The 23,220-nt window shown below is 61.6% G+C and carries 16 protein-coding genes; 4 read left to right on the plus strand and 12 right to left on the minus strand.

From position 1 onward, the window contains the following. Positions 1-94 precede the first annotated feature (94 nt). Together hemP and CWS72_RS06610 are read right to left on the minus strand one after the other, a co-directional pair. Entirely contained in the window at positions 95-268 is a 174-nt protein-coding gene (gene hemP / locus CWS72_RS06605) for a hemin uptake protein HemP (protein ID WP_101249793.1), read from the minus strand. Between the two features lie 110 nt (positions 269-378). Beyond that, positions 379-1,398 (minus strand): aldo/keto reductase, encoded by a 1,020-nt coding sequence (locus CWS72_RS06610; RefSeq protein ID WP_199175570.1) that lies wholly within the window; start codon positions 1,396-1,398, stop codon positions 379-381. A gap of 166 nt (positions 1,399-1,564) precedes the next feature. Between CWS72_RS06610 and CWS72_RS06615 the strand changes: the two genes are divergently transcribed. After that, a complete protein-coding gene (locus tag CWS72_RS06615) occupies positions 1,565-2,470 on the plus strand; it encodes a LysR family transcriptional regulator (protein WP_101249794.1) in 906 nt (301 codons plus the stop codon). 437 nt (positions 2,471-2,907) lie between these two features. Here the strand turns inward: CWS72_RS06615 and CWS72_RS06620 are convergent, their stop codons facing one another. The 7 genes from CWS72_RS06620 to CWS72_RS06655 all read right to left on the minus strand — a co-directional run bounded on the left by CWS72_RS06620 (position 2,908) and on the right by CWS72_RS06655 (position 14,203). Beyond that, on the minus strand, positions 2,908-3,942 hold the full coding sequence (locus tag CWS72_RS06620) for a Gfo/Idh/MocA family protein (RefSeq protein WP_101249795.1): 1,035 nt from the start codon (positions 3,940-3,942) through the stop codon (positions 2,908-2,910). Positions 3,943-4,275: 333 nt separating this feature from the next. Beyond that, positions 4,276-4,770, minus strand: a complete 495-nt coding sequence (locus CWS72_RS06625; RefSeq protein WP_101249946.1) for a heme-degrading domain-containing protein — start codon at positions 4,768-4,770, stop codon at positions 4,276-4,278. Positions 4,771-4,977: 207 nt separating this feature from the next. Next, the gene (gene pyk / locus CWS72_RS06630; protein WP_101249796.1) at positions 4,978-6,423 is read right to left on the minus strand and encodes a pyruvate kinase; all 1,446 of its coding nucleotides are present in this window, start codon (positions 6,421-6,423) and stop codon (positions 4,978-4,980) included. Positions 6,424-6,802: 379 nt separating this feature from the next. Continuing rightward, positions 6,803-9,592 (minus strand): phosphoenolpyruvate carboxylase, encoded by a 2,790-nt coding sequence (gene ppc, locus CWS72_RS06640; RefSeq protein ID WP_101249798.1) that lies wholly within the window; start codon positions 9,590-9,592, stop codon positions 6,803-6,805. Positions 9,593-9,645: 53 nt separating this feature from the next. Then, on the minus strand, positions 9,646-10,524 hold the full coding sequence (gene hexR, locus CWS72_RS06645; RefSeq protein ID WP_158240533.1) for a transcriptional regulator HexR: 879 nt from the start codon (positions 10,522-10,524) through the stop codon (positions 9,646-9,648). Between the two features lie 139 nt (positions 10,525-10,663). After that, positions 10,664-12,247 (minus strand): glucose-6-phosphate dehydrogenase, encoded by a 1,584-nt coding sequence (gene zwf / locus CWS72_RS06650; RefSeq protein WP_241911613.1) that lies wholly within the window; start codon positions 12,245-12,247, stop codon positions 10,664-10,666. A gap of 693 nt (positions 12,248-12,940) precedes the next feature. Continuing rightward, positions 12,941-14,203, minus strand: a complete 1,263-nt coding sequence (locus tag CWS72_RS06655) for an MFS transporter (RefSeq protein WP_101249800.1) — start codon at positions 14,201-14,203, stop codon at positions 12,941-12,943. A 387-nt stretch (positions 14,204-14,590) separates the two neighbouring features. Here CWS72_RS06655 and uxaC point away from each other — a divergent pair, with 387 nt between their 5' ends. Further along, complete coding sequence (gene uxaC, locus CWS72_RS06660; RefSeq protein ID WP_101249948.1) at positions 14,591-16,009, plus strand: glucuronate isomerase; 1,419 nt, start codon at positions 14,591-14,593, stop codon at positions 16,007-16,009. Between the two features lie 123 nt (positions 16,010-16,132). After that, the gene (locus CWS72_RS06665) at positions 16,133-17,641 is read left to right on the plus strand and encodes a tagaturonate reductase (RefSeq protein WP_101249801.1); all 1,509 of its coding nucleotides are present in this window, start codon (positions 16,133-16,135) and stop codon (positions 17,639-17,641) included. Positions 17,642-17,958: 317 nt separating this feature from the next. Here CWS72_RS06665 and CWS72_RS06670 read toward each other — a convergent pair whose 3' ends face one another. Then, entirely contained in the window at positions 17,959-18,246 is a 288-nt protein-coding gene (locus tag CWS72_RS06670; RefSeq protein WP_101249802.1) for a GIY-YIG nuclease family protein, read from the minus strand. A 674-nt stretch (positions 18,247-18,920) separates the two neighbouring features. Here CWS72_RS06670 and CWS72_RS06675 point away from each other — a divergent pair. Further along, positions 18,921-20,510 carry a DcaP family trimeric outer membrane transporter gene (locus CWS72_RS06675; protein ID WP_101249803.1) on the plus strand — a complete coding sequence of 530 codons (1,590 nt, stop codon included), beginning with the start codon at positions 18,921-18,923 and terminating at the stop codon, positions 20,508-20,510. Between the two features lie 385 nt (positions 20,511-20,895). Here the strand turns inward: CWS72_RS06675 and CWS72_RS06680 are convergent, their stop codons facing one another. Beyond that, a complete protein-coding gene (locus tag CWS72_RS06680; RefSeq protein ID WP_158240534.1) occupies positions 20,896-22,014 on the minus strand; it encodes an O-antigen ligase family protein in 1,119 nt (372 codons plus the stop codon). A gap of 76 nt (positions 22,015-22,090) precedes the next feature. Further along, positions 22,091-23,170, minus strand: a complete 1,080-nt coding sequence (locus CWS72_RS06685) for a glycosyltransferase family protein (RefSeq protein WP_206747696.1) — start codon at positions 23,168-23,170, stop codon at positions 22,091-22,093. Positions 23,171-23,220: the final 50 nt, after the last annotated feature.

Consider the following 23,220-nt stretch of genomic DNA (forward strand, 5'->3'; position numbering starts at 1 on the left):
ATTGTTCAAAGGGGAGAGGGGTGTAAAAACTCCACCGGAAATGCTTACGCTCGGCTCTTGCTGGGTTCAACGTCTATTTACCGATTGCCCCAGTTTATTTGAACAAGATGAGTTTGTTGTTATTGGTCAGCCGCAACCGGTAAAATTCCGTACCATGTTGGATGATGATTTCCCGGTGGCCGGCCAACAGATCCAGGCTGGAAAGGACCGGAGGCGCCGCCGGCGGGAGGGCGGGTTTGGTTTCCGGAGCCGGCGCCGAATTGGTCATGGTGCGTCAGGAATCCCCAAGGGAAGGAAGCGCCCCTTCTAGTGTAATTGATAATCATTATCAATTACTTTTTGAAACAGACTGTTACTGTCGAGAAACGCGTGGCCCCCTCAGGACGGAGGGAGCACGGGGCCGCTACCCGCGCCGGTCCTTTGCAGGGCGCAGGAAATGTCTTCCAGATCGGCGGTCGTCAGCGTGACCTTGGCGGCGGCCAGCCAGCCGTCCACTTGTTCGGGACTGCGCGCGCCGACGATCGCTCCGGTTACGCCCGGCCAGGACAGGGTCCAGCTTACCGCCAAGGCGCCGACGGAAATGCCGTGGCGTGCGGCGATGGGGCGCAAGGCGTCGACCAGCGCGAGGTTGCGGGTCAGGTTTTCGCCGGTGAATTCCGGATTGCGCGAACGCCAGTCGTCGGCGGGAAGGCCCTTGGCCCGCTCTTTGGTGAAGCTGCCGGTCAATAGGCCCGACTGCATGGGCGAATAGACGATCACCCCGGTCCGATGTTCGGCGCACCAGGGCAATTCGGCGGCGGCAACGCCGCGGCGGATCGCCGAGAAGGGGGGCTGCAGGGTATCGACGTGGCCAAGCCGTTCGGCAATGGCCAATTGGGCGGCGGAGTGGTTGGACAGTCCGACGGCGCGCACCTTACCGGCCTTTTTGAGGTCCAGCAGCGTCTGCCAGTAATCATCGAGCGGTGTGCCGTCTTCGGTCGGCCAATGCATTTGATAAAGATCGATCCGCTCGACACCCAGTCGCCGAAGGGAATTGTCCACTTCCCGGCGCAGGCTGTCGGCGGCTCCGATCCTTCGTGGCGGTGCCGAACGATCGGTCTCGTTCCAGACCAGGCCGCATTTGGTGAAAACGTAAGGGCGCCGGTCGGAAGGCAGGTCCTTCAGCGCGGCGGCGACGATCTCCTCCGAATGGCCCAGCCCGTAGACGGCGGCGGTGTCGATCCAATTGACGCCGCGTTCCAGCGCATGGCGAATGGCGGCGACGGACTGGCCATCCTCCTGGCGACCCCAGCCATAGGCCCAGTCGGCTCCCCCGATGGCCCAGGCGCCGAATCCGACGCGGGTGATGTGCATGTCGGTGCTGCCCAATTGGCGGGTCGGCAGGGCTGTTGTCGTCATTTGGTTCCTCCGGTTGGTGGGCCGGGCCCCTGGAAGCCCGGGCGGCGCCTCTCGCCCGCCGGAAGCGGAACAGAGGGTGCTTAAGGGTGAGACGCGGGGATTGATCTGTCAAATAACATATTATAATAATATTCATCAATTTTAGTGAATATTTGGGGCGGCGATCATGGATCTGCGGCAATTGGAACATTTCGTCACGGTTGCCGAAGAGCAGCACTTCACCCGCGCGGCGCGGCGCCTGAACATCGTTCAATCGGGCTTGTCGACATCGATCCGAACCCTGGAGGAGGAACTGGGCGCCGATCTGTTCCTGCGCAGTACCCGGCGGGTCGATCTTACCGCCGCCGGCCGCGTGCTGTTTCTGGAGGCGCAACGGGTCTTGAGCGCCGCCCGCAAGGCGAAGGAGGCGGTGTTCGCCATCCAGGGCCTGCAGCGGGGCCGCCTGACCATCGGCATGGCGCAGACGCTATCTCCTTTCGTCGATCTGCCCGCCTTGTTGTCGCGCTTCCACGCCGATTATCCGGGCGTCGAGATCCGGCTTTGCCAGGGGGCTTCTCCCGCCCTTTGCACGAAGGTGCGTGACGGCCGTCTCGATGTCGCCTTCGTACCGATGTTCGGAGGATCCCTCGACGGGGTCAGCAGTGAGCTCTATGTCTGCGAAGCGCTGGTCGTCGCCTGCGCGCCGGCTCATCCCCTGGCCGGAAAGGACGATCTGACGCTGGCCTCCCTGGCCGAGAGCACCTTCGTCGATTTTCAACCCGAGTGGGGAACCCGTCCCCTGGTCGATCACGCCTTCGCCGAGGCCAAGGTTGAGCGCCACGTCGCCTTCGAGGTCAACGACATGCGGAGCCTGCTCGATCTGGTCTCCTTCGGTCTGGGAATCGCCCTGCTTCCCGAGCGGATGGTATCGGCGCAGGAAAGCCTTTCCAACGCTCCGGGAGGTCTGGCGCTGGCCCGCCTGGCGCCACCGGAGATCTGCTGGGAAATGGCCGTCATCTACGCCGGCCGCAATGAGCCGGTGAGCGCCGCCGCCAGCGCCTTTCTCGCCCTGTTGCCCCCGGCGCAGGAGTGACGCGGGCGTGGAAGGGGCCGATTAGAGCGATTTGCGACCAGGTTGGGTCACTTACCCTTTCGTCATTGCCGGGCTTGACCCACGGCTGTCCGGCACGGCTTTTGCCCTCGATATTCGGGAAAATTTATACGCTTCTGTTCAACTATAAGTCGTCATGCCCGGACTTGATCCGGGCATCCACGTGCCGCTTCCAATGACGTCGGTCGGTCCGTACAACCATGGATTGCCGGATCAAGTCCGGCAATGACGGTTTTTGGGTGTGCTCACCACTCGGATACAGGCGACGCACAAACTGTGCCGGACAGCCGTGGATCAAGTCCGGGGGTGACGGAAAAAACGACGATTCAATACGATCGCAAACCGCTCTAGCTAGACATCGAGACTTGGTCTGGGCCATTGACTGCTCGGTGATCGGTTCCGATTACCGGGATTTGGTCTTAATCCCCTTCCACCTGGACCAGGCGGCCCTCGGTGGACGAGCGCAGCAGCGCGTCGATCAGGCGGTGCACAGCCAAGGCCGATCGCCCACTGGCGTCGGGGTCGCGCCCTTCGATGATCGCGGCGGCGAAATCGGCGATCAGGGCCTTATGCGGCCCGTGATCGAAGGCCATGGGATCGGCGCCGCCACCGGTCGGACCGTCGCCTTCCATGACGTCCTGGCGGCCGTCGTGGTAGAGAAGACGAAGGCTGTTCCCCTCCAGGGTCGCGGTGCCCAGGGTTCCCGACAGCTCGATTCGTTCCGGAAAGCCGGGATAGGCGGCGGTGGTGGCGCCGATGGTGCCGATGGCGCCATTGGCGAACCGCAGCATGCCGGCGGCGGTATCCTCGGTATCGATATGGCGCATCGGGCTGGTGCGGGCGAAGCAGCCGACGACGACGGGAATGCCGGTCAGGGTGCAGAAAACGTCGAGACTGTGGATGGCCTGGGTGATGAGAACGCCGCCGCCGTCGCGCGCCTTCATGCCGCGTCCGGGCTGGGCGTAATAGGCCGGCGGCCGCCACCAGCGGATTTCCGCCGAAGCGGCGATGGTCTCGCCGATCGCGCCCTCGGCCAGGGCGGCGCGCAGCCGCCGGACGACGGGGCGGAAGCGATGCTGGAAGACGATGCCCAGCCGCAAGCCGGCCTTTTCCATCCGTTCGACCAGGGCGACGGACCGGGCGAGGCTGACCTCGATGGGTTTTTCCATCAGCACATGCTTGCCGGCGGCGGCGCATCGCTCCACCAGATCGAGATGGGTGGTGGGCGGGGTGAGCAGCAGGATGGCCTGAACGGTGGCGTCGGCCAGGAGCTCCTCCAGGGTGTCCACCACCGGAAATCCGGTTTTTTCGGCGAAGGCGGCGCGGCGCTCGGGCGACGGACTGAAGGCTCCGGCAACGTCGATGCGCTCGGTCAGTTCGGCGAGCGCCAGGGCATGCGGCTGCGAGGCCATACCCAGGCCGACGATGCCAAGACGAAGACGTGCGTTCTTCATGGGGTTCTCCTTAAGGGCCTGTTGATAAATTATCGAATCAACGGACACCAAGCCCTGAGGCCTGTGGGATTGGCCGGATGTACTTCGTCCTCTTGATCGTTCCGGTGCGCTCCGGCTTTTGATGAACCACCAAGGCACCAAGGCACCAAGATACCAAGGTGGCGGAGTGTGCCACTGGCATTTTCCCGTCCTGTCATCGGCTGTCGGCCGAATGCCTGCGGCGCGGATTGGCCGCCACCGGATGGTCCGAAAGACGCCTTGGTGCCTTGGTGGTTCAAAATATCCGGAGTTTCCGTTCATGCCATCGGAGAACCGGAGGCAACGGGAGAAGCCTTAAGGCGCAAGCGTGATGCCGTCCCTGTCCTGGCCCAGCATGTCGGCGAGAACCTCCACCACCAGGCCGTGATCCTCGCGCTGCGGCAGACCGGAAACGGTGACCGCGCCGATGCAGCCCATGCCTTTGACGACGAGGGGAAAGCTTCCCCCGTGATCGGCGTAATCGGTCATTTCAAGGGCATAGGCGGCCTGCAAGGTGGTCTGGCGCTGTTGCATCTGCAGGCCGACGCCGTAGGAACTGCGAAAGAACCGCAAGACGGTATTGCGCTTGCGCCGGATCCAGTCGGCGTTGTTGGGGGCGGCGCCCGGCATGGCGAAATGGAAAAGCTGCTGCATCTGGGTCGAAATATCGATCGCCAGGGTGGCGCGGCGGGATTCGGCCGCTTCCTTGAGGCGGCGGCCCAGATCCCAGGCTTCGGCGGGGCCGAAGCGGTCGAAGAGCAGACGTTGTTCCTGGAGCGCGACGATGCGCAGATCGTCTTCTAAGGACATGCCTCCCATTCCTTCCGGTTCGGGGTTGTCGGTCCGAGGCGGCGCCTGACGGGCGCGGCCGAAACGAAGACGGGATTATCGGCGGAGAAAACTTATCCGTAAAATATATTATTTAGATCTGATTAAGCAAAAATAGAGAATTATTCCGTCGTTTCCTCCGGCGCTTCGAGAAAAGCGCCGGAGGGTAAATCAAGGACGGAAACGTCTTCAGGCCTTGCTGTCGACGATGTCGGCGACGCGCAGAATGTTGGTATTGCCAGCGCAGCCGAAAGGTTCGCCGGCGGTGATGACGATGCGATCACCCGGTTCGGCGAAGCCTTCCCGCTGGGCGATGCCTTCGGCCTTGGTGACGATCTCGGAGAAGCCGCGCGGACGGGCGGTCACCACGCTGTGCGCTCCCCAGACGATCGCCTGCTGGCGGGCCACTTCGATATCCGGCGTGATGCTGATGATCGGCTGGTCGGGGCGTTCGCGAGCCACCCGCAGGGTGGTCATGCCCGAGGTGGTGTAGGTGACGATGGCCGGCGCCGCGATGGTATGGGCAACCTGGCGGGCGGCGGCGCTGATCGCGTCGTTGGTGGTGTTCTCGGGGTCCTGGCGCGAGGCGTCGAGATTGACGCGATATTGCTCGTCCTGCTCGACCTGCGTGATGATGCGATCCATCATCACCACCGATTCGATGGGATAGTCGCCGCTGGCCGATTCGGCCGACAGCATCAGGCAATCGGCCCCGTCATAGACGGCCGTGGCGACGTCGGAGGCCTCGGCGCGGGTGGGGGCGGGGGCGTGAACCATGGAATCGAGCATCTGGGTGGCGACCACCACCGGCTTGCCGACCCGGCGGCAGCAGCGGACGATGCGCTTTTGCAGAATCGGCACGGTCTCGGGCGGACATTCGACACCCAGATCGCCGCGCGCCACCATGACGGCGTCGGACAGGGCGATGACCTCTTCCAGATATTCGATGGCCGAGGGCTTTTCCAATTTCGAAAGGATGCGCACCCGGTTTCCGACTCGCGCCGAGACGAGCTTGCGGGCCTGTTCCACATCTTCCGGCCGCTGCACGAAGGAGAGCGCGATCCAGTCCGCGCCCATGTCCAGGGCGAACTCCATGTCGGTGATGTCCTTGGCGGTCAGGGGCGAGATCGGCAGGACGACGTTGGGAACGTTGAGCCCCTTGTGGTTGGAGAGCTCGCCGCCGGTGATCACCTTGGTTTCGGCGAAATCGGGGCCATGCTTGACCACCCGCAGGCGCAGCTTGCCGTCATCGAGGAGAAGATCGGTATCGTTGGTCAGCGCGGCGAACACTTCCGGATGCAGCAGCGGGGCGCGCTTGGCGTTGCCCGGCGAATCGTCGAGGTCGAGACGGAAGCTGGCGCCGGTCTCCAGATGGATCTTGTTGCTTTCGAACTTGCCGACCCGCAGCTTGGGGCCCTGCAAATCGGCGAGGACGCCGATCGGGCGGCCGACCTTCTTCTCGACGGCGCGCACGATGTCGTAGCGCGCCTGATGATCGGCGTGGGTGCCATGGCTGAAATTGAAGCGGAAGACGTCCGCGCCGGCGGTAAACAGCCCCTCGATGGCTTCCGGTGTCGAACTGGCCGGCCCGAGGGTGGCGATGATCTTGGCTTTGCGTAGTCGTCTGAGCGACATGGTGGTTCCTTGAGAAACTGGGCGCCGCTCACGCGGTGCCATGGGGTTGCAATAAGAGCCGGAGTCCGGCGATGAAATCGGGGATCGAACCGTGCGAATGAAGACGGAAGATCATCCGGCCAATACGCCGCGATCGTCGCTTTTCGCTTCGGCGAGCGACATGGGGCGGTAAGGATCCCCGATGGAGGGGCGCCCAAGCGCGAGGCGCGTCAACGAATTGGCGAGCTCGTCCAAATTGCGCCTGACAATGGTGCATCCCGCCAAATTGGTCAAGCGGTAAGACCGTTTCATTTTGTGGTCTTTCGACCCATTCTCCGCTTATGCGGGAAGGATGGGAAGGGGCTGCTATTTTTGGAAGAACTCTTGCGCTCATCGCCGCTCAACCGCTGTTGCGCAGTCCGGCGGCGACGCCGTTGATGGTGAGATGGATGCCGCGTTTCAGGCGGTCGTCGCTTTCCCCGGCCCGGTACCGGCGCAAAAGGGCGATCTGGAGATGATTGAGCGGATCCAGATAAGGGAAGCGGTTTTGCATCGAGCGGGCGAGCAGGGGATTGTCGGCCAGGAAATCGTCTTGTCCGGTAATGGCCAGAAGGTGTTGGCGGGTCAGCAGCCATTCCTCCTTGATCCGTTCGAAAATCCGCGTCCCCAGGGCGGGGTCCTCGACCAGCTTGGCGTAGCGCTGGGCGATGGTCAGATCGCTTTTCGACAGGACCATGTCCATGTTGGAGAGCAGCGTGCGGAAGAACGGCCAATCCCGATGCATGCGTTGCAGCAGAGCCAGGCCTCCGGGATTGTCGGCCAGCCAATTTTCCACCGCCCTGCCGAAACCGAACCAGCCCGGCAGCATCAGGCGGCACTGGGCCCAGGAAAACACCCAGGGAATGGCGCGCAGATCCTCGATCCGGTCGGATTTGGTCCGCGATGCCGGACGTGAGCCGATATTGAGATCGAAAATTTCCGAAATGGGCGTCGACTGCCGGAAATATTCCTTGAAGCCCGGCGTTTCATAGACGAGGTCGCGGTAGGCGTGGAAGGCCAGCTCGGAAAGTTTCGACATGGTGTCGTGAAAGGCGCCGGACGGCTCCACCTTGTTCTCCAGATCGACCAGCGTCGCCTCCAGGGTGGCGGCGACCAGCACCTCCAGATTGCGGCGGCCCACTTCCGGCGAGGAATATTTCGAGGCGATCACCTCGCCTTGTTCGGTGATGCGGATCTGGCCGGAAACGGCTCCCGTCGGCTGGGCGAGAATGGCCTGATAGCTGGGGCCGCCGCCCCGGCCCACCGAGCCGCCGCGGCCATGGAACAGCCTGAGGCGGATCTGATGCCGGGCGAAGACGTCGGCCAGGCCGATCTCCGCCTTATAAAGTTCCCAGCCCGAGGTCAGGAAGCCGCCGTCCTTGTTCGAATCCGAATAGCCCAGCATGACTTCCTGTTCATCGTCGCGGCTTTGCAGGAAATCGCGATAGATCGGCAGCGACAGGAGGCGGTCCATGATGACGGGCGCCTGGCGCAAGTCCTCGATGGTTTCGAACAGCGGGATGATATTGACCGACAGGCGGGGGGTGGGCCCCACCTTCAACAGGCCGGTTTCCTTGAGCAACAAGGCCAGTTCGAGCAGGTCCGAAACGCTGTCGGTTTTCGAGATGATGCTGTTGGTGATGGCGGCGTCGCCATATTTCAGCTTGATCTCGCGGGCCGTGTGGAAGATCGCCAACTCGCCATTGGTTTCCTCCGAATAGTCGAGATGCGCGGAATAAAGCGGGCGCGGGCTGGACAGCTCTTCGGAGAGAAGGGTTATTCTCTCGTTTTCGGACAAGGCGGCGTAATCGGCGGTCCGGCCCGCGGCGCGCAGCAGTTCGGCCACCGAGCGTTCATGGACATCGGAGTTTTGGCGCAAATCGATCGGAGCCAGATGGAAGCCGAACACCTGGACCGACAGAATTAATCTTTGCAGCCTGCGCGTCGTCAGTCGGGCACTGCCGTTGGCCGCCAGCGACGAGGCCAGAATCTGCAGGTCCGCCGCCAGTTCCGCGCTGTCGGCATAGGGTTCCGCCTTGCCGATGGCGTGACGCGGCGAGTCCTGATGATCAAGGGCCCAGGCGCTGGCCGCGAGGCGGGAATAGATCCCCGTCAGCGCCCGGCGATAGGGTTCGTCGAGGCGATGCGGTGAATGGTCCGGAGAGCGCTGGGCCAACGCGGCCAACTCGGGAGAGACCTCGACGAGCAGTTGCGACAGGGGCAGCTCGGCGCCGAGGTTGTGGATTTCCGTCAGATATTGTCCCAGCGCCGTCGTCGATTGCAGGCGCATCGCCTCCTTGAGGATGGGCGCCGTGACGAAGGGATTGCCGTCGCGGTCGCCGCCGATCCAGGAGCCGATCTTGAGCAGGGGCGGCAGATGCCAGTCGCGGTTGGGGTGGCGGCGCTTGAGCAGGTCTTCCAACTGGCCGTAAAGAATCGGCAGTTGCGTGAAGAAGGTGTCGCCGTAGAAGGACAGGGCGTTTTTCACCTCGTCGATGACCGCCAGGCGTTGCGGGCGCAGCAGACGGGTCTGCCACAGCGTGAGGATCGCGGTGTAAAGATCCTCCTCCTTTTCCTCGGTCTCCTCCGGCGTCAGGCGGGCGCGGTCGCGTTCATCGAGCAGGAGCGCGATCCGCCGCTGCAGCGACAGGATGCTTTTCCGCTGTACTTCGGTGGGGTGGGCGGTGAGCACGGGGCTCACAATCATCTTGTCGACACAGCCTTTCAGCATGTCGGCGGTGACCTCCGCCTCGTCCAGGCGTTCGAGCGCCCGCGCCAGGCTGCCTTCGCGCGGTCTCGAATGGGCGATGGCATGGTCGCGGTTGCGGCGGATGTGATGCTGGTCCTCGGCCAGATTGGCCAGATGCAGGAAGTAGGAAAAAGCCCGCACCACCGAATGGGCCGCGTCGAGAGACAGGCCGTTCAGAATGTCGGCCATCTCCTGGCGGGCGGATTCGTCGCCTTGGCGGTTGTAGCGGACCGCGGCCTGCCGGGCCCGCTCGACGGCCGAAAAAATCGCCTCGCCTTCCTGCGCGCGCAGGACATCTCCCAGCAGCCGGCCGAGCAGCCGGGTGTCGTCACGCAAGGGGCGGTCCTTGTCGGCGGTATCGGCGGCGGGTGCGGTCTCGAAGGGGGTGTTTGGCGGGGTCACGTCATTCAGCCTTCTTGTCGTCGGGGTGGAGGAGGGCGGCGGGGGCGAGACGACTACTCTCTTTCGCCGGCAGGCGAGACTTCGAGACGCGCATGCATCAGCGCCTCCTTCAGTCGGCGCAGATGGGGCGACAGGCTGGGGCCGCGCCGGAGCGCCACGCCGGCCTCGAGAATGTCGACGATCACCAATTGCAGCAACCGCGAGGTCATCGGCGTGTATTGCTCGGTGTCCTCGATGAGGGGCAGACAGATGGGGTGACTGGCGATTTCGGCCAAGGCGGTTCCCGCCGTGGTGACGGCCACGACGCTGGCTTCCCGTTCGCGGGCCAGCCGGGCGGCGTTGACCACTTCCCGGGCGCGGCCGGTGTAGGAGAAGGAAACCAGCGCGTCGCCGCAGTTGAGGCTGGCCGCCGACATGATCTGCATGTGGGGGTCGACATAGGCGACCACCGGCACGTTGAGGCGGAAGAATTTGTGCTGGGCGTCGATGGCCACGGCGCCCGAGGCGCCGGCGCCGTGAAATTCGATGCGCGCGGCGGCGGCGAGAACATCGATGGCCCGGTCGACCTGGTCCCAATCGACTTTTTTGGCCAGATCGTTGACCGCGCTAACGGTAAGGGCGCAGATCTTTGCCGCCAGGGTCGGGGCCCGGTCGTCGGGTTCGATGCCCTGATGGACGCCCGGCGTGCCGATAGCGATGGACTGGGCGAGGCCCAGCTTGAAATCTTGAAATCCGTCATAGCCGATGGCGCGACAGAAGCGGAGAACCGTCGGATCGCTGATGCCGCTGTCGGCGGCCATCGCCGAAATACCCTGGGAAATGGCTTTCTCGGGTTGATTGAGGATGTAGTCGGCAACTTTGCGTTCGGAAGGGCGCATCTGTTCCATCGAGCTGCGGATCCGCTCGAAAATGGAACCCTCGAAATGTGTCATACGGTCACCTGATTTGGTCGTTTGGTCCCGAAAGATCTTTATAGACGTCTTCTCGATATATGTCGGCGGGGCTCGCATCCTGCCACAGCGCGTCATGTCTGTCTGCGACGGCCATGGGGATCGAGGGCTTGTCGGTGCTTCAGCCTTCCGGCGACACCTCGTCATGCCAGGAACGGAAGTCCCGCTCGATCATCGCCACCGAGGCCGAGGGGCCCCAGGTACCGGCGACATAAGGTTTGGGCCGCAGGTCGAATTCACGCCAGCCCTCCAGAATGGGTTCGATCCAGCGCCAGGCCGCCTCGACCTCGTCGCGGCGCATGAACAATGTCGGATTGCCGCGGACGACGTCGAGCAGCAGGCGTTCATAGGCGTCGGGAAAGCGCTGTTTGAAGGTATCGGAAAAACTCAAATTCAGCACGGCGCCCCGCAACCGCAGCCCGCCCGGGCCGGGCTCCTTGGCCATCATATGCAAATGGACGCCCTCGTTGGGCTGAACCCTCAGCACCAGCTTGTTGGGAATCAGATCGCTGCTGGAATAGCCCGGGAAAATGGAATGGGGAACCGGGCGGAACTGCACGACGATTTCCGAGGTCTTGGTGGCCAGCCGTTTGCCGGTGCGCAGGTAGAAGGGCATGCCGGCCCAGCGCCAGTTATGAACCTCGGCCTTCAGGCTGACGAAGGTTTCCGTCTGGCTATCCTCGGATATCCCGGGTTCGTCGAGATAGCCGGGCACGGCCTTTCCGTCGATGGCGCCGCCGCGATATTGACCGCGCACGGTGCGTTGGACGACCTCGTCGCGGGTGATCGGCGCCAGGGCTTGCAGGATCTTCAGCTTTTCATCGCGGACGGATTCGGTGGCGAGGTGGGAGGGGGGTTCCATGGCGACCAGGCAAAGAACCTGGAGCAGATGATTTTGCACCATGTCGCGCAACGCGCCGGACCGGTCGTAATAGCCGCCGCGTCCTTCGACGCCGACCGTCTCGGCGACGGTGATCTGGATATGCTCGACATAGCGGCTGTTCCACAGCGGATCGAACAGGGAATTGGCAAACCGCAGCGCCAGGAGATTCTGGACCGATTCCTTGCCCAGGTAATGGTCGATGCGGAAAATCGCCGGCTCTTGGAAAACCTGTCCGACGTCATGATTGATCTGCCGCGCCGTGCCGAGATCATGGCCGATCGGCTTTTCCAGGACGACCCGCGACTTCCCGTTGATGATTCCGGCGTTTTGCAACTGCCGGCAAATCGGTCCAAAAATGTCCGGCGAGGTGGCCAGATAAAAAACCCGCACATTGTCGTTGCCGCTGTCGAGAAGGGCGGCCAGCGTATTCCAGCCGCTGCCTCCCAGGGCGTCCAGCTCGACATATTCGATCTGGGCCAGGAAGGCGCGGCAGGAGTCTTCCTCCAACGTGCCGGCCGGCAGATGGCGTTCCAGGGCTTCCAAAACCCGGGCCCGGTAGGTTTCCGTGGACATGGCCGCGCGGGACGCGCCGATGATCCGGCTCGAAGGTTCGACCAGTCCGTCGCGGAACGTCGAATAAAGCGATGGCAACAGCTTGCGGAAGGTCAGATCGCCGGTGCCGCCGAAAATGACGTAATCGAAGGGGGGGACCGTGGGACCACGTTTCGTCTCCGCCGTTGCCGGGGGAACGGGGGAGGGGGTGGTGATGAGATCCGGTAAAGCCTGGTCGGCCATGGCGATTCCGCCCGTTTCGTTGATCACGAGGTGGCGGATCTCAAAGGAGCCGCCGCCGTGGGTTTACCCTGGGATGGGTGGCTATTCTCCGGGGCATGATGCCATATTAGAGCGAGTCTTCAATAAGGACAAGTGGCGTGTAGAAAATTTACACGCCACCTCTTACTTTCGTCGGATGATAGCCCAACCATATGCATTTTTGGCTTGATTCGGATCAAAAGATTAGTAAATATCCAACTCAGCGACAACGCTGATGGACTGATCGGGCTGATGCGCCCTTCTTCCTCCCCGGTTCGATCAGAGCGGGCCATCAGTTGGTCGCCAGGATCCGCAGAACGCGATTGCGTTACCGTCGGAGTGGTCGCCTCCCCGTCCACTCCGACGCCTGCGGTTTCCGTTTTTTAAAAAGGCGCCTTATCCGGCGCCTTTTTCACGACCTTCCCTCATTCAGCCGGCTTCAGGATCGCCTTAGGCTCTGGGGCGAAAGGGCGGGTACGCAGGTGCAGCAAAACTCGAAATCGTCATGCCCGGCCTTGTGCCGGGTATCCACGCCGTGCAACCTCTCAGGCTTAAACGGTTTAAAAAATCATGTTAATTCAATTGACTGACCTCAATGGAAGCGCCTGTGCCATCCCCCGGCGTGGATGGCCGGAACAAGTCCGGCCATGACGAAACTGATAATTGCTGCACCTGCGTGCCCGGGGTTTTGCCCCTCTTACATTATTTAGTCCCAAGTCCTTGAGGTCCCTTCTTTTCGCCGATGAAGATCCACAGCCCGACGGCCGCCACCAGATCGAAGGCGAAGAGCAGGGCGAACAGGGGCTCGTAACCGACCGTACTGGCCAACTGGCCGACCACCAGGGTGAACAGGGCGCCGCCCAGATAGCCGAACATGCCGGCGATGCCGGTCGCGGTCGCCACTTCCTGCTTCGCAAAGACGTCGCCCACCACCGCATAGAGCATGGAGGAGAGCATCTGATGGGCGAACCCGCCCAGCGCGAAGCAGAAGATCGCCGTGATCGGGCTGCTGACCATGCCGATCAAGGCGGGGCCGACCATGCACAGGGCGCCGATCGAAATCGTCGTCAGGCGCGAATTGACCAGGGTGAATTTGAAGCGTTTGTGGATGAAGGGCGCCAGATAACCGCCGCCGATGCAGCCCAGGTCCGAAAAGAAGAAGGGCAGCCAGGCGAACAGGGCGAACTGCTTGATGTCCATGCCCCGCGCGGTGACCATGTAAAGCGGAATCCAGAAGGAAAACGTCTGCCAGGCCGGTTCGGTCAGGAAGCGGGCGAGAACGATGCCCAGGAATTTCTTCTGCCTGATCACGGCCTTGATCGATGGCTTGGCCAAGGGTTCGAGCGTGTCGCCGGCGGCGATGTAATCGCGCTCCTCGTCGGACAGGCGGGGATGGTTTTCAGGGTTGCGATAAAGCGTATACCAGGCGATCGACAGAAGGATGCCGAGCAGGCCGGTGATGATGAACGCCATCTGCCAGCCCCATGTCACCGAAATCCAGATGACCAGCGGCGGTGTCAGGGCGGCGCCGACCGAGGAGCCGGAATTGAACCAGCCGGTGGCAATCGAGCGTTCCTTCGGCGGGAACCATAAGGTCGAGGTTTTCGTGCCGGTCGGCATGGCCACCGCTTCGCTCAATCCCAGCAGACCGCGGAATCCCGCCATGGAAATCCATCCACTGGAAAAAGCGTGCAGAGCGCAGGCCGTTCCCCAGACGAAAGCGGCGATTCCGTAGCCGATGCGCGGGCCGATCAGATCGGTGAGAAAACCGGCGAGGGGCTGACTGAAGCTGTAGACGATCTGGAAGCAACTCACGACGTAGGAATATTGCTCGGTGGTAAAATGCAATTGTTCCTTCAGCACCGGTGCCAGAACCCCCAATACGTTCCGGTCGATGTAGATCACCACTGTCCCCAATAGCATCAGGGCCAGCATACGCCACCGCAAACCTTTGATTTTCTTCACCTGAAACTCCAACACTGCACGTTTGCCGTGCCCCCCGCCTCGTGGGCGGGCGCGAAGGTTTCTTAAGGACGCCGGCTTACCCACCTGCCCCTCGGAAATGTCCCAAGCCGCCCCTGGCGGGCGTCATGACGCATTCCCAACGCGGGTCCTTAAAATCGCACCGTTACCGAGGGCTGTTTCGCCGAAGATGCCCAGCCGATTTCAACGTTATCGGAAGACGCCTTTCCCCTCGCCTTTCAGGCAAATGGATAAGGCGTGGCATCCACGATCTGTCCGGCCAATTGGCCTTACCGCTTGACCATTTCAGTTTTTTGCACAATTGTCCAGATGTCTCGTTGCTGCATTCGTCCGCGAGCAGAGCAACCCATTCGAAGGATGTTGTCCGCCATGACTGCCCCACTCACGCTTCATCCCGACCGGCTGTTTCCGGCCGATCCGGCATCGCGCGACGCCGCGCGCACGCTTTATAAGTCCATCGCCGGGCTGCCGATCGTCAGCCCGCACGGTCATACCAATCCCGCCTGGTTTGCCGATAACGAGCCTTTTCCCGATCCGGCCAGCCTGTTCATCGTGCCCGACCACTATGTCTTCCGCATGCTCTACAGCCAGGGCATCGCGCCGGAGGAATTGGGGGTGCCGCGTATCGACGGCGGGGCCACGGAAAGCGACAAGCGCAAGATCTGGCGGCTGCTGGCTTCGAACTTCCATCTGTTTCGCGGCACGCCGTCGCGCATGTGGCTCACCCATGCCTTCCATGATGTTTTCGGCATCAAGGAACTTCCTTGCGCCGAAAACGCCGACAAGCTTTTCGACCACATCGCGGAATGCCTGGAACGGCCGGAATTCCGGCCGCGCGCCCTTTACGAGCGCTTCAACATCGAAGTGATGGCCACCACCGAATCGCCGCTCGACGATTTGCGCCATCACAAGAAGATCAAGGCCAGCGGCTGGAAGGGCCGGGTGGTCACCGCCTATCGCCCCGACCCCGTGGTCGATCCCCATTTCACCAATTTCGTCGGCAATCTGGCCGAGCTGGGCAAGATCACCGGCAAGGACACCAAGAGCTGGGCCGGCTATCTCGACGCCCTCTTCGAGAGGCGCCGCTATTTTATCGAGAACGGCGGCTGCACCTCGACCGATCACGGCCATCCGACGGCCTTCACCGCCGACTTGCCGAAGGCCGAGGCCGAGGCTTTGTTCGCGCGCGTCTCCAAGGGCAACGCGACGCCTGAGGACGCTGAACTGTTCCGCGGCCAGATGCTGACCGAAATGGCCCGCATGAGCCTGGACGACGGGCTGACCATGCAGATCCATCCGGGGTCGTTCCGCGATTACAATCCGGTCGTCTTCAACAAGTTCGGCAAGGACAAGGGCTGCGATATCCCGACGCAGACCGACTATGTCCACGCCCTGAAGCCGCTGCTCGACCGTTTCGGCAACGAGCGCAAACTCACCATCATCCTCTTCACCCTGGACGAAACCAGCTATTCCCGCGAGCTCGCCCCGCTGGCCGGTCACTTCCCGGCCCTCAAGCTGGGTCCGTCCTGGTGGTTCCACGACAGCCCTGAAGGCATGCGGCGTTTCCGCGAGCAGGTCACCGAGACCGCCGGCTTCTACAACACCGTCGGCTTCAACGACGACACCCGGGCCTTCCTGTCGATCCCGGCCCGCCATGATGTGGCCCGGCGCATCGATTGCGGCTTCCTGGGCCGTCTGGTGGCCGAACACCGCCTGGATATCGACGAGGCATTGGAGGTCGCCCAGGATCTGGCCTACCGCCTGGTCAAGGCCGCCTACAAACTTTAAGGCCTGGGACAAAATGACCCCGTCATACTCGGCCAAGTCGCGGGTATGACGGGTGGGATCCGATATTGTTGGATGCCGGCCGGGGCACGTTCCGGCCGGTCCGAATCTGTTAAGGAAGAAATTATGCAAACCTTGCGACGCGATCTGCTCGCCAGCGGAAAGCTCAATGTGGCCCATACGCCCGGAGCACCGGTTTATCCCGTCAATATTCTGCAAATCGGCGACGGAAATTTTCTGCGGGGATTCGTCGATTGGATGGTCGATACCGCCAATGGCCAGGGACTGTTCAAGGGCGGCGTCGCCATCGCCCAGCCCTTGGCCAAGGGTCTGGCCGAGCCGTTGAATGCTCAGGAAGGGCTCTACACGGTTCTGCTGCGCGGCATCGAGGGCGGCCAGGAGGTCGAGGCCCGGCGCGTGATCAGTTGCGTCTCCCAGTCCCTCAACCCTTATGAACAATGGGACGCCATGCTGACCCTGGCGGCCAGCCCCGCTTTGCGCTTCGTCGTCTCCAACACGACCGAGGCCGGTATCGCCGATGCCGACGAGGCCTATACGCCCGGCAAATGCCAGAACAATTTCCCGGCCAAGGTCGCGGCACTCCTGCATGCCCGCTATCAGAAGCTGGGCGGCACCAAGGAAAGCGGCCTGATCTTCCTGCCTTGCGAATTGATCGAGGCCAACGGTACCAATCTGAAGCGCATCGTGCTCTCCCATGCCAAGCGCTGGAAGCTGGAGGCCGGCTTCAGCGAGTGGGTCGAGAAGCACAACCATTTCCTCGACACCCTGGTCGACCGCATCGTCCCGGGCTATCCCGCGGCGGAAGCGCCGGCCCTCTATGACGCCTGGGGATACAAGGATCCGCTGGTGGTGGCCGCCGAGCCGTTCCACGTCTGGGTTATTCAAGGGCCGAAGGCCCTGGCCGAGGAATTCCCGCTGCACAAGGCCGGCCTCAATGTGGTGTGGACCGACGATATGCAGCCCTACCGGACCCGCAAGGTCCGCATCCTCAACGGCGCCCATACCGCCAGCTCCCTGGCCGCCTATCGTGCCGGCCTGGACACGGTGAAGTCGATGATGGACGACGCCACGGTCTCGGCGTTTCTGAAAAAAGTGATGTTCGAAGAGATCGTCCCCTTCGTGCCCCTGCCCGAGGCCGAGCGCCAGAGCTACGCGGCGACCATCGTCGAGCGCTTCGGCAACCCCTATATCCGTCACGAACTGATTTCCATCGCGCTGAATTCGGTGTCGAAATGGAAGGTTCGCGTGCTGCCGACCGTCAAGGACTTCGCCGCCAAGAATGGAAAGGCTCCGTCCGGACTGGCCTTCTCGCTGGCCGCCCTCCTGTGGTTCTACAAGGGTGACCTGGTGGGAGGCGATTATACCGGAAAGCGCGATGCCGGATCCTATCCCATCAAGGACGACGCCGCGGTGATCGAGACCCTCGCCGCCGCCTGGAAGGCGGCGAAGGCCGGTCAGGCCGCCGCGGTGGCTGCTCCGCTGCTGGGGAACACCCATCTGTGGGGCGAGGATCTGACCAAGGTGCCGGGATTGGCCGAACAGGTCGGACAGGCGCTGACGGCGATCGAAGCCAAGGGCGTCAAGGCGGCCATTCAGGATCTCCTGTCCGCCTAAGGCCTGCCGCCCGAACCGTTGGAACCGGGAGGGGCCGAACTGGATCTGAAAACAGTTCGGCCCCTCTGTTCGAGGGGGCGGAAATATCTTCGCGATTTACAGCCAAAGCGTCATGCCCGGCACAGTTTGTGTGTTGCCCGTGACCAAAAGCCGTCATTGCCGGACTTGATCCGGCAATCCATGACTGCATAGATCGCCGACGTCATTTGAAGCGGGCACGTGGATGCCCGTGTCAAGCACGGGCATGACGACCTTTGGTGGATAAACCGGGCACATCCGTGCCGGACAGCCGTGGCCTTGAGCCGGCCGTTCACGGATCACATCAGTTGTTCGTAGAGGTCATCCCAGTTCGGGTTTGCTTTCAAAATCAAAGCAACCTCCCAGGCCCGCGACCAATGCTTCAGGTTTTTCTCCCGCTGGATCGCGGTCGAAATATCTTCGTGGCGCTCAACATAGACCAGCCGTCTCAGGCCATACCGCTTGGTGAAGCCGTCGGCCTGCCCCTCCCGGTGTTCCCAGACACGACGTGCCAGATCGCTTGTGACGCCGACATAAAGCGTCCCGTTGGGCCGGTTCGTCATGAAATAAACCCATCCTCCGGGCATGGGGACGATTGTTTCCCAAAGTCGGTCTGACGACAACGATAGCGTGGATGGTAGGGTAAAGCCCTCGGTTGTCCGGTACGGATCGTGCCTTGCCTCTATTCGAATGGTGATCACAACCAAATACCGTCATTGCCGGGCTTGACCCGGCAATCCATGATTGCATTGGTCTGCCGACGTCATTGGAGGCAGACAGGTGGGTGCCCGGATCAAGTCCGGGCATGACGGTATCTGGTTGCGGCAAATATAGGCGCCGGCACGGCCGTGGGTTTGCCCGCCTCATCCGATACGCCCAAGCGCGTCCAATCCCAGGTATCGGGAGCCCCCTCGCGACATCTGAAAATCACGATTGGCGACGCTTCCCGGCCGTGCGGTTTCCGCTCGCTCTCACCCCTCGCGAGAGGGCCGGCGCCCTCCCGACTGTGACAAATTTGTTGATTGCGAAATGATCAAATTCCAAATGGATGAAGCTCTTAAGGGTGCACCGCACACAACTGTATCATAAATAACACAGTGTTTGCTTTCGATCCGAAAGCGGTGGCCTTACCGCTTGACCCTCCCTCTTTTTTTGCTCATTGTCCACGCTACTTGGGATTTTATTGTTCCAGTAGCGTCGGGCATCGACCGAAAATTTCGCGTGGGTGGCGACAAACAGTTTTAGGGGAGAACAGAGCAAAATGCGTAGCCTTAACAAGTATGGAACGATGGCAGCCGCCGTCGCCCTGCTCGCGGCATCCGGCACGGTCGCCCAGGCGGCCGACGTCGATCTGCAGAGCCTTCAGCAGCAAATCAACCAGCTCCAGCAGCAGCTCAAGGATTTGCAGGCCAAGCAGGCCGCGGCCCCCGCTCCGGCCGCCGCCGCGGCTATTCCGGTCGCTGCTCCTCCTCCCGCTGGCACGCAGCAACCTGGCAGCTTCCTTGGCGCCTTCAAGATTCCCGGCACCAACACCATGATGAAGATCGGCGGCTTCGCCAAGATGGACGTCACCTATGACGCCGAAGGCAATCTGGGTGCCGCCGGTGCGCAGAGCTACGCCATCAACAAGACAGCGTTGGCCAACGCGACGGGTAACGGAAGTTCCGCGACCGGCGGCAACGCCGGCTTCGCCCTGGCTGGCACGCCTGCGGCTCGTCAAACCGGCCGCTTCCAGATGGATGCCCGGACGTCCCGTCTGATCGCCGAGACCCGGACGCCGACCGAATATGGCGAGGTCAAGTTCTTCATCGAGAGCGAATTCCGCGGCAGCAACTACGACGGAAACTCCTCCAACTCCAACTCCTCGACCCTGCGTCTGCGTCAGGCTTATGGAACGTTGGGCAATCTGACCGCCGGCCAGACCTATTCCCTGTGGACCGACCGCGCCACCATCCCGAACTCCATCGATCTGACCGGCCCGGCCGGCACCGAAAGCGGTGTCCGCCAGGCGGTTCTGCAATATCGCTGGGACCTCGACAAGGATCAGAAGAATCAGATCTATGTCGGTGTGGAAAACCCCTATAACGATTACGTTGGCGCGGATAAGGAAGCCTTCACCACGGCCGGTGGCAACATGCCCATCGACAACACCACCAAGGCGCCCGATATCCTGGCCAAATATGCCATCAATGGATCGTGGGGCCGGTGGAGCACCACCCTCATGGCCCGTTACCTTGAGGTCGACGACGTTGCTGGTCTTTCCTATCCAAACGGCATCAGCGGCACCAAGAATGTTTACGCTCATGATGCGACGATCGGCTATGGCTTCTCGACCGGTCCGAAAATCTATACGGGCCTTGGCAACGCCAAGAATGCCATTCTCTTCCGCGTGAGCGGTGGTGAGGGTGTCGGCCGGTACATGAACATCCAGTCGGCCTCGGCGGTGGTTAATGGTCAAGGCAAGCTCCAGACCCAACTGGTCGGCGGCTATAACGTCAACTATCAGCATTGGTTCACCGACAGCATTCAGGGTAACCTGATCTATGGTCAGCAGCATACCTGGAATAAGAATGCTTGCGCCGTCACTGGTAGCAACTCGTTGTCTGCTTCCCAGGTCGCGGCGGGATGCTCTCAGGTCGCCAACGGCCTGCAGAACACGGTCAGCGAATTGGAAGCCAACGCCTTCTGGACCGTCAATCCATACGTGACCTTCGGTGCGGCTTACATCTATGCCTACACCAATGTCGGTTCCCCTCTCTACCTGGGTACTACTACTGGGGCGACTCGCACCTATTCGGGCACGACCGCGCACGACAACCGCATCCAGTTCTCCACCATCATCGGCTTCTAAGACGGTTTGCGCCCCGGAGATTTTCTCCGGGGCCTTTCCCCAAAGAGGCAAAAGGTTTACGGCCGGTATCGGGTTTCCGATACCGGCCGTTTGCTTATGTGAGGTTCAGGGCATCCCACCGAAAGGCGGAAGAAATACTCAGGTCTTGTGCGACTTTCCCCCTCATTCTTCCGTGAGGGGCTATAGCATTCACACATCTTTTTGGGTGGCACCGGCGTCCCTGCCGGTGTTCCGGCGTGAGCCGGAAAGGGTCCGCCTGTCGGCGGATCACCGGCACGGAGGCCGGTGCCACTGTTTTATTCAAGGCTGGCAATGCACTGATGAAACGACAAAATTTGAGATGCGTGCCTACCCCCTGTGGAGGAAGTCAGCGCCGATGCGCTTATCACAGGGAATGACGGAGCGATGCCGATTCTGCTCTGGGGATGTCGGCCGCCGCCTTGCCTTTCACCGTCATCGCCGTGGCGATGATGATCGGCAGCCAGACGATATACCACTGGGGGGAGGGGTTCTTGATGAACTGGCCGGTATCGGTGATCCCCGCGATCAAGGGAATGCTGATCAGGGCGAGCAGGAAGGCGCGATCCCGGTTTTCGGCTCTTTTCAATATTCTCCAGACCACGGCGGAGAACAGCATCGCCACCAGGGCCAGTCCGACGCAGCCGCCATAAAACAATGCTGAGAAATACATGCTGTGCGGGAAGGTGATCCAATCTTCCGTAAAGGTCGCCACCGTGGCGACGCCGTAACCGAGAAGCGGTCTTTCCGCCACATAATCGAGAGTGGCCGCCCATATGCGCAAGCGCATGGGATCACGGAGAACGTTCTCCATGATGAAATGCCGCAAGGGCTCGGACGCGAAAAAGAGCCCGCCGGCCAAGACGGTCAGGCATAGGAAAACCAGGAACATCAACCGGGGCCGAACCAGCCAGAGGAAAAGTCCGGCCGCCCAGGCCAGGGCGACGAAGGATCCTCGGCTCCCCGTAAGGACGATGAAGATCAGGGCGGCGAACAGGCTCAGTCCCTGAAGAACGCGCTCCCTGCGCGGATTGCCGGGCCCCTGGGGCTCGAACAAATTCCGCAGGGCAAAGACCGCGGTTACCGCGATAATGTCCGAGCCGAGAATCTGATGTCTGGTTTCCGCCCACCCGGTCAGCCGGGTGTCGAACGACTGGGCCAGAAAAACATAATAATGGAGCGCGGAGATGACGATATTGACGGTCGCCGCGATGGGGAGAAAGCGGAAGAGCCGCTCCCGCCATGGATTGCCAGTATCGCTGAAAAACAACAGCCCGCCGATGACGAAAAGCGCGTTGGTGACGGTCGCGGCGGCATATTGCCCGATACGAGGGGCCGGTTGGTTGACGCCCCACAGCAAAGTCAGGCCGAACCATAGAATGGTGACGAGAAAAAGTCCGGCAAGCGGGTCCCGCAAGCAGGCGAAATCCCGCTTGCGCCAGGCTTCCCGCGCGGTGAGGGGGGCTGCCCCCAGATAAAATATCATGGCCCAGACGGGGCTGGGAGTGACGAAAAAACCAAGTATTACAAATATAAAAAAAGAAATCTGGAAATAATTCATGTCAGCGATGCCAGACATGTTTTGCCGGGTCAATCTCTCCCATGATCACGCCAACCATATAAGAGGCGACTTTCGTCGTATCGAAGACGTCGACATAAGCCTGCCACCCCTTCCGCGCGACCGATCGCCGTTCATCGTCGTGGGCATGAAAGTAACGGATCTTGTCGATCATCTCGTCTTCCGTCGAATAGAAGGCGAACTCGTCCTCGCCGAAGATCTCCGGATAGCCGGTCGCCCGGTCGAGAAAGGTCAAGATGCCGCTTCCCGCCAACTGGGCGAAACGGTCGGAGGAATAAAGGGGAACATCGTTGCGCCGGCTGATGTTGAGCCCCATGGCCGCGGAGGCCAAGGCTTGTTCGAACGCCGCTCCGAAGGCATGGGGCGATCCCTCGCGGGCTCCCGGGAAAAGTCCCCGCAATGTCGGGCATTCCGCCACGATTCTTTCGACAATACGTCCGGAGGTCGTCTGGATTCCTCCATGGAAACGGGGGATTTCGGAATATCCGGCCGCATAAAACAGATCGAACGGCAGCTCATGGCTGCTCTTGGTGAAATTGCGAGCGCGCTCGATGCTTGGGTCGACGGGGTTGGGCAGAAAGGCGACCGCATGGCCGTTCCGACCGAGCGCCTGAAGATACTCCCCGCCCGTGGAGGAAAAGGTCCAATCCACCCGGTCGATCTTGCGTTCGACACGCTCGCGGTCTTCGTCGAGGAACAAGGGGTCGACCGACCATTGCGCCAGGCGGGTGTTCGGGCAAACGGAACGAAGTTCCTCCAAGGTCGAGGGGCGGATGGTATCGGCGTGTCCGAGAATGATGATATCGGGTCCGATTTCCTTGGCCAGTGCCACCAATTTACGGTTGGCCCCTTTCGCCCCGGTTTTCCGGTTGCGGAAAATGCTGGAGGCGCGGGCGACGTCGTCATCGCTGAAATTGATGACGTTGCATCCGGCGCGGGTCAGTCCATTCGATAACTTGTAGGGAACCCCGAAAAAACCGGCGCCTTTCGGCCGAAACGAAAGTTTGGCGACGTAAATGATCTTGGGGCTTTTACCGGTCAAAACGTAAGGGGACTGAAACACTGCCATGCTCCTCAGACTCGTACCGGCTGAGCGGGGCTCGATCTCTACAC

The sequence above is a fragment of the Telmatospirillum siberiense genome (genome assembly GCF_002845745.1).
Classification (GTDB): domain Bacteria; phylum Pseudomonadota; class Alphaproteobacteria; order Rhodospirillales; family Magnetospirillaceae; genus Telmatospirillum; species Telmatospirillum siberiense.